This window comes from Curtobacterium sp. MCBD17_032, from assembly GCF_003234855.1.
GTDB lineage: Bacteria > Actinomycetota > Actinomycetes > Actinomycetales > Microbacteriaceae > Curtobacterium.
The window spans coordinates 1-15,987 of sequence record NZ_QKTO01000020.1 but is presented as its reverse complement, the minus strand read 5'-3'; the positions used below and the strand labels follow the sequence as shown (position 1 = coordinate 15,987).

The following is a 15,987-nucleotide window of genomic DNA, read 5'->3' as shown; positions in this document are numbered from 1 at the left end:
GCGGTCACCGCCCCCGACGCTGGGCGGCGAAGCCGCGCAGGATCTCGCCCTGCAGGCCGAACATCTCGGCCTTCTCGTCCGGCTCGGCGTGGTCGAAGCCGAGCAGGTGGAGGATGCCGTGGCAGGTCAGCAGGAGGATCTCGTCGAGCGTCGAGTGCCCGGCGGTCCGCGCCTGCTCCTCGGCCACCTGCGGGCAGACGACGATGTCACCGAGGAGTCCGGCGGGCGTCGGCTCGTCCTCGGTGCCCGGGCGGAGCTCGTCCATCGGGAAGCTCAGGACGTCGGTCGGACCGGGCTCGTCCATCCACCGGATGTGCAGCTGCTCCATCGCACCCTCGTCGACGAAGACGATCGCGAGCTCGGCGTCGGCGTGCACGTGCATTGCGTCGAGCGCGAAGGCGGCGAGGCGCTGCACGGCGTCCTCGTCCACCGCCACGCCGGACTCGTTGTTGAGCTCGATGCTCACCGGGTGCCTCCTCGGCGGTCGTCCTGGTGGTCGGAGCGCTTCGCGGCCTGCTCGGCGAGCCGTTCCTCGTCGTGCACCGTGTACGCGTCGACGATCTTGCCGACCAGGGTGTGGCGGACGACGTCCTCGCTGCCGAGGCGGGCGAAGTGGATGTCGTCCACGTCGCGCAGGATCCGCGTCACGAGCCGGAGTCCGGAGACGTTGCCCGGCAGGTCCACCTGGGTGATGTCACCCGTGATGACCATCTTCGAACCGAAGCCCAGACGCGTCAGGAACATCTTCATCTGCTCGGGCGTGGTGTTCTGCGCCTCGTCGAGCACGACGAAGGAGTCGTTCAGCGTCCGCCCGCGCATGTAGGCGAGCGGGGCGACCTCGACCGTGCCGGCGGCCAGGAGCTTCGGCACGAGCTCCGGGTCCATCATCTCGTTGAGCGCGTCGTACAGCGGGCGGAGGTACGGGTCGATCTTGTCGGTGAGCGTGCCGGGCAGGAAGCCGAGCCGCTCGCCGGCCTCGACCGCGGGCCGGGTCAGGATGATCCGCGAGACCTCGCGGCGCTGCAGGGCCTGCACGGCCTTCGCCATGGCCAGGTACGTCTTGCCGGTACCGGCCGGGCCGATGCCGAACGTGATCGTGTTCTCGTCGATCGCGTCGACGTAGGCACGCTGCCCGTCCGTCTTCGGACGCACCGACTTGCCGCGGCTCGACACGATCGGGGTGCCGAACACGTTCGACGGGCTCCGGTCCTCGTCGATGATGCGCGCCGAGGTCGGGATGTCCGCCTGGCCGATGTCCTGCCCGCGCCGCACCATGCCGACGAGTTCGTCGACGAGTGCCCGCGCGCGGGAGACGTCGCGCTCCGGCCCGGACAGCGAGACCTGGTTGCCGCGGACGAGCACCGTGACGCTCGGGTACTGGCGCTCGACGGTCTTGAGCAGACGGTCCTGCGGTCCGAGCAACTGCACCATGGCGATGCCGTCGACGGTGAGGTCGGAGACGGAGACGGGCTCGGAGACGGACTCCGACTCGGTGGTGGCTGGTTCGTCAGCTGGCAAGGGTGCCTTCCTGCAGGTCTCCTGCGAGTACGTGCGCGTGCACGTGGAACACGGTCTGGCCGGCGGCTTCGCCGGAGTTGAACACGAGTCGGAACTGACCGCCGGCGCGCTCGTCGGCGATGCGCTGAGCGGTGGCCACGACGTGGGCGAGCAACCCGGGGTCCGCGCTCGCGAGCTCGCTCACGGTCGCGTACTGCTGGGTCTTCGGGACGACGAGGACGTGCACCGGGGCCTTCGGTGCGATGTCCTCGAAGGCGATGACGCGGTCGTCCTCGGCGACGATCGTCGCCGGGATCTCGCGCGCGACGATCTTCGTGAAGACGCTCGGCTCGGTGCTGGTCATGGCACCATCGTAGAACGCGCGACCGACGCCGCGCCTTCCCGTCGCGTGCACCGGGTCCGATCAGCGCGGTGGTCGCTCACCAGCGTCCGAGCCGTGCCTGCAGCACCGCGAGTGCGGCCGGCCCGGCGGTGGACGTCCGCAGGACGGTGTCGCCCAGGCGGACCCGGACCGCGCCGGCCGCCTCGAGTCGCTCCAGTTCCGACGGGTCGATCCCGCCCTCCGGGCCGACGACGAGCGCGATCTCGTCCGCGTCGGTCGGCAGGTCCCAGGTGGCCAACCGGACCGTGGCGGTCGGTTCCAACAGGACCAGGGTGCGTCGGGCCTCCTGTCCGAGCGCGGCCGCGGCCGTTCCCGCCCCGCCGGCGAGCTGCGCCGTCGTCACCGGAGCCAGCACCTGCGGCACCCGTGCGCGGATCGCCTGCTTGGCGGCCTCCTGCGCGATCGCCGCCCAGCGGGCGCGGCCCTTGTCGACCTTCGGGCCGTCCCAGCGCGAGACGCTGCGCGCGGCCGCCCACGGCACGATGCGGTCCACGCCGATCTCGGTCGCGGCCTGCACGGCCATCTCGTCGCGTCCGCCCTTCGCGAGGGCCTGCACGAGCGTCAGCGACGGCCGCAGGGCCGCGTCGACCTCGACCGTCGCGACGGTCAGGACCAGGGAGTCCTTGCCGACGGAGGCCACCGACCCCGCCACGACCGTGCCGCGTCCGTCGGACAGCCGGAGCTGCTCGCCGACCCGCACGCGCGACACCGTCACGGCGTGGCGGCCCTCGGCGCCGTCGAGCGACACCTGACCGCCGACGGCGACGCCGTCGAGCGCGTCGACGAGGTACAGCGAGGCCATCAGAAGTTGAAGAACCGGTCGCGGAGCTTCCCGAACATGCCCTGCTGGAAGCGGGACAGCTGGGGTGCGCCGGCCTTGTGCGTCTTGGCGAGCTGTTCGACGAGCTGCCGCTCCTTGTGCGAGAGCTTGGTCGGGGTGACCACGTGCACGCCGACCTTCAGGTCGCCGCGCCCGGAGCCGCGCAGCTTGGTGACGCCGCGGTCCTTGATGACCAGGACGTCGGCGCTCTGGACGCCCGGACGGAGTTCGAGTTCCACCGGACCGTCGAGCCCGTCGATCGTCGTCGTGGCACCGAGGATCGCGTCCGTCATCGGGACCTCGAGCGTCGCGAGGAGGTCGTCGCCGTCGCGGCTGAACACGTCGTGGTGGCGCACCCGGACCTCGAGGTACAGGTCGCCGGCGGGACCGCCGGCCGGGCCGACCTCGCCCTGGCCGGGCATCTGCAGCCGGAGGCCGGTGTCGACGCCGGCGGGGACGTCGACCGGGACCGTCCGACGGGCGCGGACGCGGCCCTGTCCCTGACACGTCGGGCAGGGGTTCGGGATGACCGTGCCGTAGCCGCGGCAGGTCCCGCAGGGGGCACTCGTCACGACGTTGCCGAGGAGCGAGCGGACCTGGCGCTGGATGTGCCCGGAACCGCCGCAGATGTCGCAGGTCTGGGGACTCGTCCCCGGGGCACAGCACGAACCACCGCACGTGTCGCAGAGCACGGCGGTGTCGACCTCGAGGTCCTTGTGCGTGCCGAAGACGACCTCGTCGAGGTCGACCTCGAGCCGCAGCAGGGCGTCCTGTCCGCGTTCGGCTCGACTCCGCGGCCCGGTCCCCCGGCCACCACCGCCGCCTCCGCCACCGAAGAAGGCGTCGAAGATGTCGCTGAAGCCGCCGGCTCCGCCTCCGAACGGGCTGTCCTGCCCACCGGCGTCGAACCGGCGGCGCTGCTCCGGGTCGCTGAGGACGTCGTACGCGTGCGTGACGTCCTTGAAGCGCTCGGCGGCGTCGGGACTCGGGTTCACGTCCGGGTGCAGTTCGCGTGCGAGCCGCCGGTACGCCTTCTTGATGTCGGCATCGGAGGCGTCGCGCGGGACGCCGAGGACGTCGTAGTGGTCTGCCAAGTGTTCCTCAGGGGGTGCGTGGGTGGGCGGGGGTGGTGTCGGACACGGCGGTCAGTTCTCGCCGAGCAACCGTGACAGGTAGCGGGCGACCGCGCGGACGGCGGCCATGTTCGTGCCGTAGTCCATCCTGGTCGGGCCGAGGACGCCGAGCCGGGCGATCTCGCCCCGGGCGGCGAGGTAGCCGCCCGCGACGATGCTCGTCGCGTCGAGGCCGTACTCCGCGTTCTCGGCGCCGATGCTCGCCGCGACCGCGATGTCGTCGACCTGCATCTCCCCGAACAACCGGAGCAGGGTGACCTGTTCCTCGACGGCCTCGAGCACCGGGAAGAGCCCGCCGGAGAAGTCCTGCTCGCTCTTCGCCAGGTTCGCCGCGCCGGCCATCAGCAGGCGGTCCTGCCGGTTGGCCGCGACCTGCTCGACCAGGCTCGCCACGACCACGCCGGCGAGCGGCTGGACCTCCGGCCGGAGCTGCCCGGGGATCGCGCGGAGCGCGTGCGGAGCGTCCTGCAGCGGCAGACCGACGGTGGCACCGTTCACGACGGCACGGACCTCGGACAGCGCGGACTCGTCGAACGGCACGTCGGTCTCGATCACCCGCTGCTCGACCCGGGCGGTGTCGGTGATGAGGACCACCATGAGCCGGGTGTCGGCGAGCCGGACGAGCTCGACGTGCTGCACGCGCGCGTGGCCCATCGTCGGGTACTGCACCAGCGCGACCTGGTTCGTCAGCTGGCTGAGCAGGCGGACCGTGCGGGTGAGGACGTCGTCGAGGTCGTTCGAGGCGCCCAGGAAGGTCTCGATCGCCTGGCGCTGGGCACCGGAGAGCGGGCGTGCGGCCGCGAGGTGGTCCACGAAGACGCGGTACCCCTTGTCGGTGGGCACCCGGCCGGACGAGGTGTGCGGCGCGATGATGAGCTGCTCGTCCTCGAGCTGCGCCATGTCGTTGCGGATCGTGGCCGCGCTCACGCCGAACGCGTGCCGCTCGACGATCGTCTTCGACCCCACCGGCTCGCGGGAGGCGACGTAGTCGCGCACGATGGCCTTGAGGACCTCGAGACTGCGTTCGCTGACCACCGGTACCCCTTCCGCTCGTGCTGACGTGCTCTCCGGCTGGCACTCTCACCCGCCGAGTGCTGATCTTACGCCTGACCGCCGACCCCGCGGGACTTCTGCACAGGCGGCTCGGTACGCTGCGGGCATGAGCTACGGACAGGAGCCCGGCGGCCCCGAGCAGCACCGGGACGGCACGCCCGACGGACAGCAGCACGGCGGGCCGTACCCCGGCGGCCAGACCCCGGGCGGGCAGTACCCCGGCGGCCAGCAGTACGGGGGCCAGAACCCCGGCGGGCAGTACCCCGGCGGGCAGACCCCCGGCGGGCAGTACCCCGGCGGCCAGTACCCCGGTGGGAAGGCGACGGGGAACGGTCAGCAGTACGGCGGGTGGGACCGGCCCGGCCAGCAGTACCCGAACGGGTACCAGCCGCCGCAGCCGATGACCCCCGAGGACCAGCGACTCTGGGCGACCCTGACGCACGTCGGCGGGATCTTCTTCAACCTCCTGGTCCCGCTCGTCGCCTACTTCGTGCTGCGGGACCGCGGGCAGTTCGTGCGCGAGCACACGCGGGTGGCACTGAACTTCCACATCACGATGGCGATCGCGTACTTCGCCGGTGGCCTGACCTCCGTGCTCGGCGTCGGGTTCCTGGTCATCGCAGCGGCCGCGGTCGTGTCGATCGTGTTCGGGATCATGGCCGCCGTCGCGGCGAACCAGGGGCAGTTCTACAAGTACCCGCTCTCGATCGAGTTCGTGAAGTCCTGACGCCGTCGGGCCGCTAGTCGAGCAGGTCGCGCACGACGGCGTCCGCGAGCAGGCGGCCCTGGAGCGTCAGCTCCAGGGAGCCGCCGAGGGCGGCCCGACCGTCCACGAGCCCACGCGCGATGAGCCCGGCGACACGGCCCCGGGCCTCCTGGCGGAGTTCGTCGGTGCGCAGCTCACCGCGCACCCGTGCGGCGAGGAGCACCCGCTCGACGTACCGCGTCTCGGCGTCCAGCGTCTCGCGTCCGGCCGCGGGCGACACGTCCTGCAGCACCTTGGCCGCGTACGCCGCCGGGTGCTTGACGTTCCACCAGCGCGTCCCGGCGACCGCGGAGTGCGCTCCGGGACCGATGCCCCACCAGTCGTGGCCCTTCCAGTACGACAGGTTGTGCCGGCTCGCGTGCTCCGGACCACGGGCCCAGTTCGAGACCTCGTACCAGTCGTAGCCGGCGTCGCGGAGCACCCGGTCGGCGAGCTCGTACATGTCCGCCGCGAGGTCGTCGTCCGGCGCGGGCAGTTCCCCCCGCGCAACGGCCCGGCCCATCGCGGTCCCGTCCTCGACGATGAGCGAGTACGCCGACACGTGGTCCGGCGCGCACGCGATCGCGGCGTCGAGCGACGTCCGCCAGTCGTCGAGGGACTCCCCCGGCGTCGAGTAGATGAGGTCGAGGCTGACGTCGAGCCCCTGCTGCTTCGCGAGGTCGACGACGACCGGCACCCGCTCCGGGTCGTGGGTGCGGTCGAGGGTCGCGAGCACGTGCGGCACCGCCGACTGCATGCCGTAGCTCATGCGCGTGAACCCCGCCCGCTGCAGGGTCGCGATCGAGTCGGCGTCGACGGAGTCCGGGTTCGCCTCGGTCGTGATCTCGGCCCCGGGGACGATGCCCCACGTGTCGTCGATCGCCCGGAGGATCATCGCCAGGTCGGACGCCGGCAGCATGGTCGGGGTGCCACCGCCGAAGAAGACCGTCGACACCGGGCGGCGCGGGACCCCGGAGCGCTCGAGCACCCGGTCGGCGAACGCGATCTCGCGCAGCGCGTGGCCGGCGTAGTCGTCGCGGCGGACCCCGCGGAGCTCCGAGGCCGTGTACGTGTTGAAATCGCAGTACCCGCAGCGGACACGGCAGAACGGCACGTGGACGTAGACGCCGAAGGGGACCTCGCCGGTCCCGGGGGCCGGTTCGACCAGTCCGTCCGCGGGAGCGGGGTCGGCGATCGGGAGAGCACTCGGCATGGAGACCATTGTCCGTCATCATGGAGGCCATGGAGCACCAGCCCGTCCCGCCCCCGGCCCCCGTCCCCACCACGGTGTTGTGGGACATCGACGGCACGCTGGTGCGCAACGCGGCGTCCCCCGGGAACCTGTACCACCTGGCCCTCGAGCGGGCCCTCGGTCGGGACCTGCCGCTCCTCGTCGGCCACCAGCACGGCCGCACCGACGCGGGGATCATCGTCGAGCACGTCCGTGCCCACCACCTCGAGGACGACCTCGTCCCGACCGTGAGCGGGCACCTGCGCGACCTGTCGGAGGAGCGGCACCGGTCCGGCGACCGTCGCACGCCTGCCCCGGGTGCGATCGACCTCGTCCGGCGGTTCGCCTCGCTCGGCTGGCGCAACGGCCTGCTCACCGGCAACTCCGCCCACCGGGCCCGGATCAAGCTGCTCGGTGCGGGTTTCGACGTCGACGCCTTCGACTGGGACCACTCGTACTTCGGGGACGAGCAGGTCGAGCGGTCGGGGGTGACCGCACTCGCGGCCGCTGCGCTGGGCGGCACCCGGGCCGTGATCGTCGGCGACACGCCCCGCGACGGCGAGGCAGCCGACGCCGTCGGCATCCCGTTCCTCGCCGTCGCGACCGGCGTCTACGACGTCGACGCACTCCGCGCGACGAGCGCGGTGGCGGTCGCGCGCGACTGCGTCGCCGACGCGAGCCTCATCGAGAACGCGATCGCGGAGCTCGCGCCGCTCGCGTAGGCGCGGGTGGCCGGTGCGCCGGGCGTGGGGCGGGCCTCCAGGCCGGGAGGCCCGGTGCCGGTCCGCCTCGACGGGCAGCCGGTCAGGGGGTTGCGGGGGTCAGGGGGTCGCCGGATCAGTCACCGCGGAGCGCGGCGAGGTACTTCTCGGCCATCACCCGCTGCTGACGGCGGACGAGCGGGGCGACGAAGCGCCACTTCCGGCTCGCCGGCTGCGAGAACTGCCGGACCTGCAGCCAGACCGAACCGTCCGGCGTGCGCTCGATGACGAAGGACTCCTCGCCCGAGAGCGGGTGCCCCTCGAGGGTTCCGTAGGCGAAGCCCTTCCGGTCGCGCTCGTCGATGATCGCCACGACCCGCACCGGCGCGTGCACCGTCTGCCCGAACGCGTGCATCGTCAGGGTCGCCGTCGTGCCCGCCGTCACGAGCGGCGTACCGTCCGGCGTGGTCCGTTCGACGCGGGCCGACCCGATCGAAGCCGGCGCGATCGGGACGCCGTGCTCGTCGAAGGTGACCGGGTTGTACCGGACCTCGTCGTCCTCGGGTGCGTCCTCGACCCGGACACCCATGCCGCTGCGCTCCTGGATCTGCCACGTCAGCGCCTGCATCACCGCCGTCTCGAACCGCTGGTCGCCGTGCCCGATGCGGGCGCGGGACTCCGCTGGTGTGAAGCCCTCCGGCGGGTACGTCATCAGGTCCGAGGCCTGGGTCGCGCCGACCGCGCCGTACGTCAGGGCGGTCCGGTACTGCCCGCGGCTCACTTCTTCTTCTCTTCCACGTCGCCCGAGAGCGCCGCGATGAAGGCCTCCTGCGGGACCTCGACCCGGCCGATGGTCTTCATGCGCTTCTTGCCCTCCTTCTGCTTCTCGAGGAGCTTGCGCTTGCGGGTGATGTCACCGCCGTAGCACTTCGCCAGGACGTCCTTGCGCATCGCACGGATGCTCTCGCGGGCGATGATGCGGGCGCCGATCGCGGCCTGGATCGGGACCTCGAACTGCTGGCGCGGGATGAGCTTGCGCAGCCGCTCGGTCATGAGCGTGCCGTAGGCGTAGGCCTTCTCGCGGTGCACGATCGCGCTGAACGCGTCGACCTGGTCGCCCTGCAGCAGGATGTCGACCTTCACGAGGTCGGCCGCCTGGTCGCCGGTGGGCTCGTAGTCGAGGCTCGCGTAGCCCTGCGTCTTGCTCTTCAGCTGGTCGAAGAAGTCGAAGACGATCTCGCCGAGCGGGATCTCGTAGCGGATCTCGACGCGGTCCTCACCGAGGTACTCCATGCCGAGCAGGGAACCGCGCCGCTGCTGGCAGAGGTCCATGATCGCGCCGACGTAGTCCTTCGGGGCGAGGATCGCCGCGCGGACCATCGGCTCGCGCACCTCGACGATGCGGCCGGTCGGGAACTCCGACGGGTTCGTGACCTCGGTGACCGTGTTGTCCTCGGTCGTGACCTCGTAGACCACGCTCGGCGCGGTCGTGATGAGGTCGAGGTCGAACTCGCGTCGGAGCCGCTCGGTGATGATCTCGAGGTGGAGCAGACCGAGGAACCCGCACCGGAAGCCGAAGCCGAGCGCCACCGAGGTCTCCGGCTCGTACACCAGAGCCGCGTCGGACAGCTTGAGCTTGTCGAGCGCCTCGCGCAGGACCGGGTAGTCGCTGCCGTCGATCGGGTAGAGGCCCGAGAAGACCATCGGCTTCGGGTCCGTGTAGCCGGACAGCGCCTCGGTCGCCGGACGCTGCGCGCTCGTGACCGTGTCGCCGACCTTGGACTGGCGGACGTCCTTCACGCCGGTGATGAGGTACCCGACCTCGCCGACGGAGAGCCCCTTCGTCGGGGACGGCTCGGGGCTCGACACCCCGATCTCGAGGATCTCGTGCGTCGACTTGGTCGACATCATCTGGACCTTCTCGCGCGGCTTGATCGACCCGTCGATCATCCGCACGTACGTCACGACACCGCGGTAGCTGTCGTACACCGAGTCGAAGATCATCGCGCGCGGTGCCGCGTCGACCGTGCCGACCGGGGCCGGGACCGTGCGCACGACCCGGTCGAGCAGCTCGGCGACGCCCTCGCCGGTCTTGCCGGACACCCGCAGGACGTCCTCCGGCTTCCCGCCGATGAGCTGCGCGAGCTCGGCCGCGTACTTCTCCGGCTCGGCGGCCGGCAGGTCGATCTTGTTGAGGACCGGGATGATCTCGAGGTCGTTCTCGAGCGCCAGGTACAGGTTCGCGAGCGTCTGCGCCTCGATGCCCTGGGCGGCGTCCACCAGGAGGATCGCGCCCTCGCACGCCGCGAGTGACCGCGAGACCTCGTACGAGAAGTCGACGTGACCCGGCGTGTCGATCATGTTCAGCGCGAAGGTCTCGCCGTCGAGCTCCCACGGCATGCGGACGGCCTGGGACTTGATCGTGATGCCGCGTTCGCGCTCGATGTCCATCCGGTCGAGGTACTGCGCGCGCATCGCCCGGTCCTCGACGATGCCGGTGATCGACAGCATGCGGTCGGCCAGCGTGGACTTGCCGTGGTCGATGTGCGCGATGATGCAGAAGTTGCGGATCGCGGCGGCCGGCGTCGAGGCGGGCTCGAGCGGCGCAGATGCTTGTGGGCTCACGGTTCCTCGGGGTGGGTCGGACGGTCCGTCGATTGTCCCATGCCGACGCCCCGGCGGCGCGCAGTGGGCGGGTGTCCGTGGACGGTCAGGGTGTCGGCAGGGCGCCGAGTCCGCGTCGGAGGTCCTCGGGCGTCGCCGCGAGGCAGACGCGGATCCAGCCTTCGCCGGTCCGACCGAAGGCACTGCCCGGCGCGACGGCGACCCGCTCCCGCTGCAGGAACGCCAGCGCCCACTCGGCGACGTCGCCGTCCGTCGCGTGCGAGACGTCGATCCAGAGGTAGAACGCGCCCTGCGGGTCGTTGTACCGGATGCCGGCGGCGTCGAGCACACCCGTCGCGATCTCCAGGTTCCGGCGGTAGTGCTCCCGGGCGTCCTGCACGGGCGAGTGGTCGCCGACGATCGCGGCGAGGGCCGCCCACTGGTCGGGTTCGGCCACGCAGCTGATCATCGACTCCTGCACGGTCCGCATGGTCGGGCCCAGGCCCTTCGGCGTCACGAGGTAGCCGACCCGGACGCCGGTCATGGCGTAGGTCTTGCTCAGCGAGAAGGCGGAGAACACCCGGTCGTCCTCGTCGAGCGAGGCCAGGCTGACGTGCCGGGTGCCGTAGGTGAAGTACTCGTAGACCTCGTCGCTGATGACCCACAGGTCGTGGCGCTTCGCGAGGGCCAGCAGGTCCCGCAGCGTCTGTTCGCCGAAGACGGAGCCGAGGGGGTTGGACGGCGAGTTGACGACGATCGCGCGCGTGCGGTCGGTGATCCGCGCCTCCAGGGCGGCGAGGTCGGGCTCGAAGCCGTGCGCCGGCGACAGCTGGTACGGCACCGGGTCGGCGCCGATGATGTGCGCGTTCATCGTGAAGGTCGTGTACCCGGGGTCCGGCACCAGGACCTCGTCCCCGGGCGAGAGCACGAGCGTCATCGCGGTGAAGAGCGCCTGCGTCGCGCCGACGGTCACCCACACCTGCTCCAGGTCGACGTCCACCCGGTTCTCGCGCCGGAGCTTCTCCTGGATCGCCTGACGCAGCTGCGGGATGCCGCCGTTCGGGCCGTAGTCGGTGCGGTCCTCAGCCCACGCGCGACGGGCGGCGTCACCGATGTGCTTCGCGACGGGCACGTCCGGCTCGCCGATCACGAGCATCGTGACGTCGTCGAGGAGCGACGCCTGCTCGAACACGCGGCGGATGCCCGACGGCGGGACGGTGTCGATGCGGGGCGCGAGGGACGGCATCCCGTCACCGTAACCCGTCCCGGTTCCGCCGCATGTCCGACGTGTTGCGCTTTGGTGACGCGGGGTCGGCCTGGTAACGTTGCTGGCTGGCTTACGCGTTCCGTCGCCCACGGGTGGAACGCGATGCGACGAAGGGCCCCTCTACCCGGGATCGCAACCACCCGTCCGAGACGAAACCAGGAGCAACACGCATGGCGAACATCAAGTCGCAGCTCAAGCGCATCAAGACCAACCAGAAGGCCACCGACCGCAACAAGGCGTACAAGTCGGAGCTGAAGACGTACATCCGTCACACCAACGAGGCCATCGCCTCGGGCGACAAGGACAAGGCCGTCGCCGCCCTGTCGCTCGCTGCGAAGAAGCTCGACAAGGCCGTGAGCAAGGGTGTCATCCACAAGAACCAGGCCGCGAACCGCAAGTCGGCCATCGCGAAGAAGGTCTCCGCGCTCTGATCTGAGTCGCTGACGATCGAAGGCCCTGCACCGGTGGTGCGGGGCCTTCGTCGTTGCCGGCGCGGCCGCGGTGCGGCTGCGGCTGCGGCTGCGGCTGCGGTGCCGGCTGCGGTGCGGCTGCGGCTACGGTGCGGCTGCGGCTGCGCTGACGTGGTGTCAGCCGGTCTTCGCCAGCCGGATCCGGTCGGCACCGTGGGAGTCGGCGGTTCGGACGGGATGTCGTTGTGCAGTGACGATCGGAACCACGGCCGATCGCAGCCGCGGACGAGCAGCACCGACCGTGGCCGACGCTGGGAGCGTCGACGAGACGCCGATGGTCCACGGAGGTGGAGCCCAGCCGGCAGGCGTCAGCGGGCCTCGCCGCGACGGGCGATGGTGCGGACCATCAGCTCGAGGGCGAAGTGCGCGTCACGGGAACCGCCCTTCACGGCAGCGTCCGCTTCGGCGATGCTCGTGATCGCGTTCGCGAGGCCGGCTTCGCTCCATCCCGCGACGTCGCGCTGGGCACGCTGCACCTGCCACGGCGCGAGGCCGAGGGCGGAAGCGGCCTGCCCGCTCGACCCGCGGAAGGAACTCACCTTCGCCATCGTGCGGATCTTGCTCGCGAAGGCGGCGACGATCGGCACGGGAGCTTCGCCGGTCGCGAGGGCGTGCCGCAGTTCGACGATCGCCGGGGCGGAACGGCCTGCGAGGGCGATGTCGGCCACCTTGAAGGCGTTCGTCTCGACCCGTCCGCCGTAGTACTTGTCGACGGTGCGGTCGGTGATCTCGTCGGCCTCGTCGGCGAGGAGCTGTCGGCAGGCCGCGGCGAGTTCGGCGAGGTCGTCGGCGAACGCGGCGACGAGCGTCCGTACGGCGGAGGGCGCGATCTTCCGGCGGGCGGCACGGAACTCGGCGTTGACGAAGTCGATGCGGTCGGTGTCGCGCTTGATCTCGTCGCACTGGACCTCGATGCCGCCGCCGACCCCGCTGCGGATGGTGTCGAGGAGCTTCTTGCCGCGGACTCCCCCGCCGTGTCGCAGCACGAGGGTGACGTCGTCAGCGGGGCTCTGCAGGTACGAGATGCTCTCGGTGATGAACGCGTCGGTGCACTTCTCGACGTTCGTGACGCGCACGAGACGCGGCTCGCCGAACAGGGACGGGCTCGCCAGGGTCGCCAGCAGTCCCGGAGCGTACTGGTCCGCCTCGAGGCCGTGGACCTCCAGCGCAGGGTCCTCTCCGACGAGCAGGTCGCGGAGCATGCCGATCGAGCGCTCGGCCAGGAAGGTCTCGGCGCCGGTCACCAGGACGACCGGGGCGGGACGGATCGCCGACCACGGGACCTGGTCGATCTTCGCTGCGGCGCGCGCGGGCTTCTTGGCGGGCATGCGGGTCCTTCCGGTGGTGCTGGGTGGCGACGCCGGCCCGTCCGCTGCACGGTCGGCAGGAGCGGTCGAGGTCGCCTCGATCCTACGGGCGACAACCGACGGCCCCGGCCGACCACGGCGCCCGGGGCCGTGGTCCTGTCGCCGTCGTGGGACGAACGCTGGTCCGGGCCGCTGTCGTCCTCGTGACGCTCGGTCCACACCTCGAGTGGGCGAGGACCGGCCGTGCCGCCGCTGTCTCCCTCGACAGCACCGTCGCCCCCGTCCGCTGGCTCCCGGCCCCGGATGACGATCGTGCCCGACCGGTCCGTCCGGAACGCGGTGGTGCCGGCGGCGGCGAGCATCTCGAGTGCCCGCTCCGTGGGGTGCCCGTAGTCGTTGTCGGCCCCGACCCCGATCAAGCCGACGCGGGCGGCGAGCACGCGGTAGAGCTCGGGGTCCTGGTCGGCGGATCCGTGGTGTGCGACCTTGACGACGTCCACCGGGGACAGGCTCTCCGGCGGCGCGGCCTGCAGGAGTCGCCGCTGCGCGTCCTCCCCCAGGTCCCCGAGCAACACCGCCGTCACACAGCCTGGGCAGGACCGGCCGGGTGCCGGATCGACGCGCACGACGATGCTCGCCGCGTTCCCGGCACGGTCGTCACCGGCCGGCGGCCAGACCACCCGCCACCGCAGGTCGCCGAGGACACCCCCGGTCCCGTCGGCGGCGTTGCGGACGTCGACACCGGCCGTCCGGAGCGCGGACACCACGCGCGCGTCCGCGGGCCGGCCGACCGGTCCGACGAGGGCGGTGTCCACCTGGTCCGCGACCTCGTCGACCGCGCCGACGTGGTCGCGGTCGAAGTGCGTCAGGACGAGGAGGTCCACGTGCTCGATGCCGAGCAGGGTGAGACACGCACGGAGTCGCTCGGGGTCGTCCCCGGTGTCGACGAGTGCCGTCTGCCCGTCGCTCCGGAGCAGGGTGGCATCGCCCTGGCCGACGTCGCACATGGCGGTGGTCCAGCCCGTCGGCACCGTCCTCCGGACGAGCACGTCGGGCACGGTCACCGTGCTGATGCCGAGCACGACCGTCATGGCCGCGCCGATGCACGCCGTCCGGCGGACCCTCCCGGGACGGAGCACCGCGACCACCAGCGCGGCGCACACCAGGGACGCGAGGATAGACCCGGCCGGGGCGGCCGGCCAGGGCACCGAGGCCGCCGGCAGTGCCGCTGCGCTGTCCGCGATGCCACCGATGGCGGCGGCGGGGACCCACCCGACGGTCGCGAGCAGGTGTGCTCCGGACGGCCACACCGGCGCGAGGAGGCACGCCACGAGCCCTCCGACGGTGGCTACCGGTGCGAGCACCTCGGCGAGCAGGTTGGCCGGCACGGCGTACGTCGGCAGTGTGGGAGACAGTGTGACGGTGACGGGCCAGCACGCGATCTGGGCGGCGACGGGCACGGCGACCGCCGCCGCCATCGGGGGCCACAGCCGTCGCGTGAGGAGGTCCGTCAGCGGTGGACCGAGGACGACGATCCCGGTGGTCGCCAGGACCGAGAGCGCGAACGCGGGTGACCGCGCCACCCACGGGTCGACGACGAGCATCCCGACGACGGCGAGCGCGATGAGCGGGACACCGCGGACCGGCCGCCCACCCACGTGCACGACGAGCGCCACGATCGCCATCACGGATGCACGGGTGATGGACGGGTCCGGTCGCACGAGCACCATGAACCCGAGCAACACCACGATCGCAGCAGCGGCACGCACCGCACGAGGAGCACCTGCTGCCCGTCCGAGCACCACCACCACCGCGACGACGACCGCGCAGTTCGAACCCGAGACGGCGGTGAGGTGTGTCAGTGCCGACGCCTCCATGGCCTGCTCGGTGTCCGCGTCGAGTCCGGACCGGTCGCCGATGGCCAAGCCGCGGAGCAGCGCGGCACCGGGTTCGGGCAGGTCGGCGGTGACGGCGACGAAGGCGGACCGAGCGGCTGCGGTGCCGCCGAGCAGGCCGTGCGGCGGTGCGGCCGGACCGAGGTCACCGCGGACGAAGAGGACGAACGCCGTCGGCGCTCCGGGCTCGTCAGCCTCCAGCTGACCGCGGACCTGGACGACCGACCCGGCCGCGAGCGCCTCCCGACGCGACTCGTCGAGCGCGGGCACGATCCGGACCGGGACGCGCAGGCCGTCGTGCCGCGAGGTGCGCTCTCCGACCGCCAGGAGCGTCCCGACCACGGACCGGTCGGCGGGCGCGAGATCGCGGTCGAGGCGCACCTGCGCGTGCACTGCCTGACCGGTCGCGTCACGGACGGCCGGCGGTTCCCGTCGTCCCTGACCCGCCGCGACCGCCACGGACACCAGATCGACGAGGAGCGCGGTCGTCAGCACCAGGGCTGCCACTGCCCGCACCGCGGCCGTCGTGCTCGGTGTGGACGGTTGCCGGCCCAGGGAGGGACAGCCGAGCGCTGACGGCTCGTCCCGGCACCGGAGCACGATCGTCCCGAGCGCCGCCGTCGCCAGGGCAGCCGCCACCACGCCGACCCACCCGGCTGCCTGCGGGACGCCGACCACGAGCGCGACGACGACCCATGTCCCTGCGGCCGGCCCGGCGAGCCGGAGATCGGCCACGGACGCACGCTGCATCCGACCGGCGGCGACCGGAACGGCATCCCGGAGGTCGAGGTCGCGTGCGTCCGGATCGTGTGGCGCCGTGCGAGGCGTCCACACTCCCGTCGACCCCGCCCCCGTCGGCCC

Annotated in this window: 15 protein-coding genes; 3 read left to right on the top strand and 12 right to left on the bottom strand. The window is 72.0% G+C overall.

The genetic code is table 11. From position 1 onward, the window contains the following. Window positions 1–4: 4 nt before the first annotated feature. The 6 genes from ybeY to hrcA form a co-directional block, all read right to left on the bottom strand. On the bottom strand, window positions 5–466 hold the full coding sequence (gene ybeY, locus DEI91_RS15475) for an rRNA maturation RNase YbeY (RefSeq protein ID WP_111053148.1): 462 nt from the start codon (window positions 464–466) through the stop codon (window positions 5–7). Next, on the bottom strand, window positions 463–1,431 hold the full coding sequence (locus DEI91_RS15470; RefSeq protein WP_111053164.1) for a PhoH family protein: 969 nt from the start codon (window positions 1,429–1,431) through the stop codon (window positions 463–465). The genes ybeY and DEI91_RS15470 overlap by 4 nt, the downstream gene beginning before the upstream one ends. Window positions 1,432–1,507: 76 nt before the next feature. Then, on the bottom strand, window positions 1,508–1,861 hold the full coding sequence (locus DEI91_RS15465; protein WP_111053147.1) for a histidine triad nucleotide-binding protein: 354 nt from the start codon (window positions 1,859–1,861) through the stop codon (window positions 1,508–1,510). Window positions 1,862–1,937: 76 nt separating this feature from the next. Then, on the bottom strand, window positions 1,938–2,702 hold the full coding sequence (locus tag DEI91_RS15460; protein ID WP_111053146.1) for a 16S rRNA (uracil(1498)-N(3))-methyltransferase: 765 nt from the start codon (window positions 2,700–2,702) through the stop codon (window positions 1,938–1,940). After that, a complete protein-coding gene (dnaJ, locus tag DEI91_RS15455; protein ID WP_111053145.1) occupies window positions 2,702–3,814 on the bottom strand; it encodes a molecular chaperone DnaJ in 1,113 nt (370 codons plus the stop codon). The genes DEI91_RS15460 and dnaJ overlap by 1 nt, the downstream gene beginning before the upstream one ends. Window positions 3,815–3,865: 51 nt before the next feature. Further along, window positions 3,866–4,888: a heat-inducible transcriptional repressor HrcA gene (gene hrcA / locus DEI91_RS15450; protein WP_111053144.1), complete on the bottom strand. Its 1,023-nt coding sequence runs from the start codon at window positions 4,886–4,888 to the stop codon at window positions 3,866–3,868. Window positions 4,889–5,012: 124 nt separating this feature from the next. Here hrcA and DEI91_RS16880 point away from each other — a divergent pair, with 124 nt between their 5' ends. Beyond that, window positions 5,013–5,633, top strand: coding sequence for a DUF4870 domain-containing protein (locus DEI91_RS16880; RefSeq protein WP_309148064.1), 621 nt, complete (start codon window positions 5,013–5,015; stop codon window positions 5,631–5,633). A 13-nt stretch (window positions 5,634–5,646) separates the two neighbouring features. Here DEI91_RS16880 and hemW read toward each other — a convergent pair whose 3' ends face one another. Continuing rightward, the gene (gene hemW, locus DEI91_RS15440) at window positions 5,647–6,864 is read right to left on the bottom strand and encodes a radical SAM family heme chaperone HemW (RefSeq protein ID WP_111053162.1); all 1,218 of its coding nucleotides are present in this window, start codon (window positions 6,862–6,864) and stop codon (window positions 5,647–5,649) included. 29 nt (window positions 6,865–6,893) lie between these two features. Here hemW and DEI91_RS15435 point away from each other — a divergent pair, with 29 nt between their 5' ends. Continuing rightward, on the top strand, window positions 6,894–7,604 hold the full coding sequence (locus DEI91_RS15435; protein WP_181439652.1) for an HAD family hydrolase: 711 nt from the start codon (window positions 6,894–6,896) through the stop codon (window positions 7,602–7,604). Window positions 7,605–7,719: 115 nt separating this feature from the next. On the opposite strand, the gene DEI91_RS15430 is transcribed toward DEI91_RS15435, so the two are convergent. From DEI91_RS15430 to DEI91_RS15420, 3 genes are all read right to left on the bottom strand, one after another. After that, entirely contained in the window at window positions 7,720–8,364 is a 645-nt protein-coding gene (locus tag DEI91_RS15430; RefSeq protein ID WP_258374466.1) for a DUF1990 family protein, read from the bottom strand. Then, entirely contained in the window at window positions 8,361–10,208 is a 1,848-nt protein-coding gene (gene lepA, locus DEI91_RS15425) for a translation elongation factor 4 (RefSeq protein ID WP_111053142.1), read from the bottom strand. The genes DEI91_RS15430 and lepA overlap by 4 nt, the downstream gene beginning before the upstream one ends. Before the next feature lie 85 nt (window positions 10,209–10,293). After that, window positions 10,294–11,433: a pyridoxal phosphate-dependent aminotransferase gene (locus tag DEI91_RS15420; RefSeq protein ID WP_111053141.1), complete on the bottom strand. Its 1,140-nt coding sequence runs from the start codon at window positions 11,431–11,433 to the stop codon at window positions 10,294–10,296. A gap of 191 nt (window positions 11,434–11,624) precedes the next feature. Here DEI91_RS15420 and rpsT point away from each other — a divergent pair, with 191 nt between their 5' ends. Then, the gene (rpsT, locus tag DEI91_RS15415; protein ID WP_110889633.1) at window positions 11,625–11,885 is read left to right on the top strand and encodes a 30S ribosomal protein S20; all 261 of its coding nucleotides are present in this window, start codon (window positions 11,625–11,627) and stop codon (window positions 11,883–11,885) included. Between the two features lie 347 nt (window positions 11,886–12,232). On the opposite strand, the gene holA is transcribed toward rpsT, so the two are convergent. Next, a complete protein-coding gene (holA, locus tag DEI91_RS15410; RefSeq protein ID WP_111053140.1) occupies window positions 12,233–13,252 on the bottom strand; it encodes a DNA polymerase III subunit delta in 1,020 nt (339 codons plus the stop codon). Then, window positions 13,165–15,861 carry a ComEC/Rec2 family competence protein gene (locus DEI91_RS15405; RefSeq protein WP_181439651.1) on the bottom strand — a complete coding sequence of 899 codons (2,697 nt, stop codon included), beginning with the start codon at window positions 15,859–15,861 and terminating at the stop codon, window positions 13,165–13,167. The genes holA and DEI91_RS15405 overlap by 88 nt, the downstream gene beginning before the upstream one ends. Window positions 15,862–15,987: the final 126 nt, after the last annotated feature.

Excerpts from the sequence above, each read along its gene's own strand:
- DEI91_RS15420 (WP_111053141.1), bottom strand. The coding sequence starts at position 11,433 with ATGCCGTCCCTCGCGCCCCGCATCGACACCGTCCCGCCGTCGGGCATC.
- DEI91_RS15465 (WP_111053147.1), bottom strand. The coding sequence starts at position 1,861 with ATGACCAGCACCGAGCCGAGCGTCTTCACGAAGATCGTCGCGCGCGAG.
- DEI91_RS15470 (WP_111053164.1), bottom strand. The coding sequence starts at position 1,431 with ATGGTGCAGTTGCTCGGACCGCAGGACCGTCTGCTCAAGACCGTCGAG.
- rpsT (WP_110889633.1), top strand. The coding sequence starts at position 11,625 with ATGGCGAACATCAAGTCGCAGCTCAAGCGCATCAAGACCAACCAGAAG.
- DEI91_RS15460 (WP_111053146.1), bottom strand. The coding sequence starts at position 2,702 with ATGGCCTCGCTGTACCTCGTCGACGCGCTCGACGGCGTCGCCGTCGGC.
- hemW (WP_111053162.1), bottom strand. The coding sequence starts at position 6,864 with ATGCCGAGTGCTCTCCCGATCGCCGACCCCGCTCCCGCGGACGGACTG.
- DEI91_RS15435 (WP_181439652.1), top strand. The coding sequence starts at position 6,894 with ATGGAGCACCAGCCCGTCCCGCCCCCGGCCCCCGTCCCCACCACGGTG.
- DEI91_RS16880 (WP_309148064.1), top strand. The coding sequence starts at position 5,013 with ATGAGCTACGGACAGGAGCCCGGCGGCCCCGAGCAGCACCGGGACGGC.
- holA (WP_111053140.1), bottom strand. The coding sequence starts at position 13,252 with ATGCCCGCCAAGAAGCCCGCGCGCGCCGCAGCGAAGATCGACCAGGTC.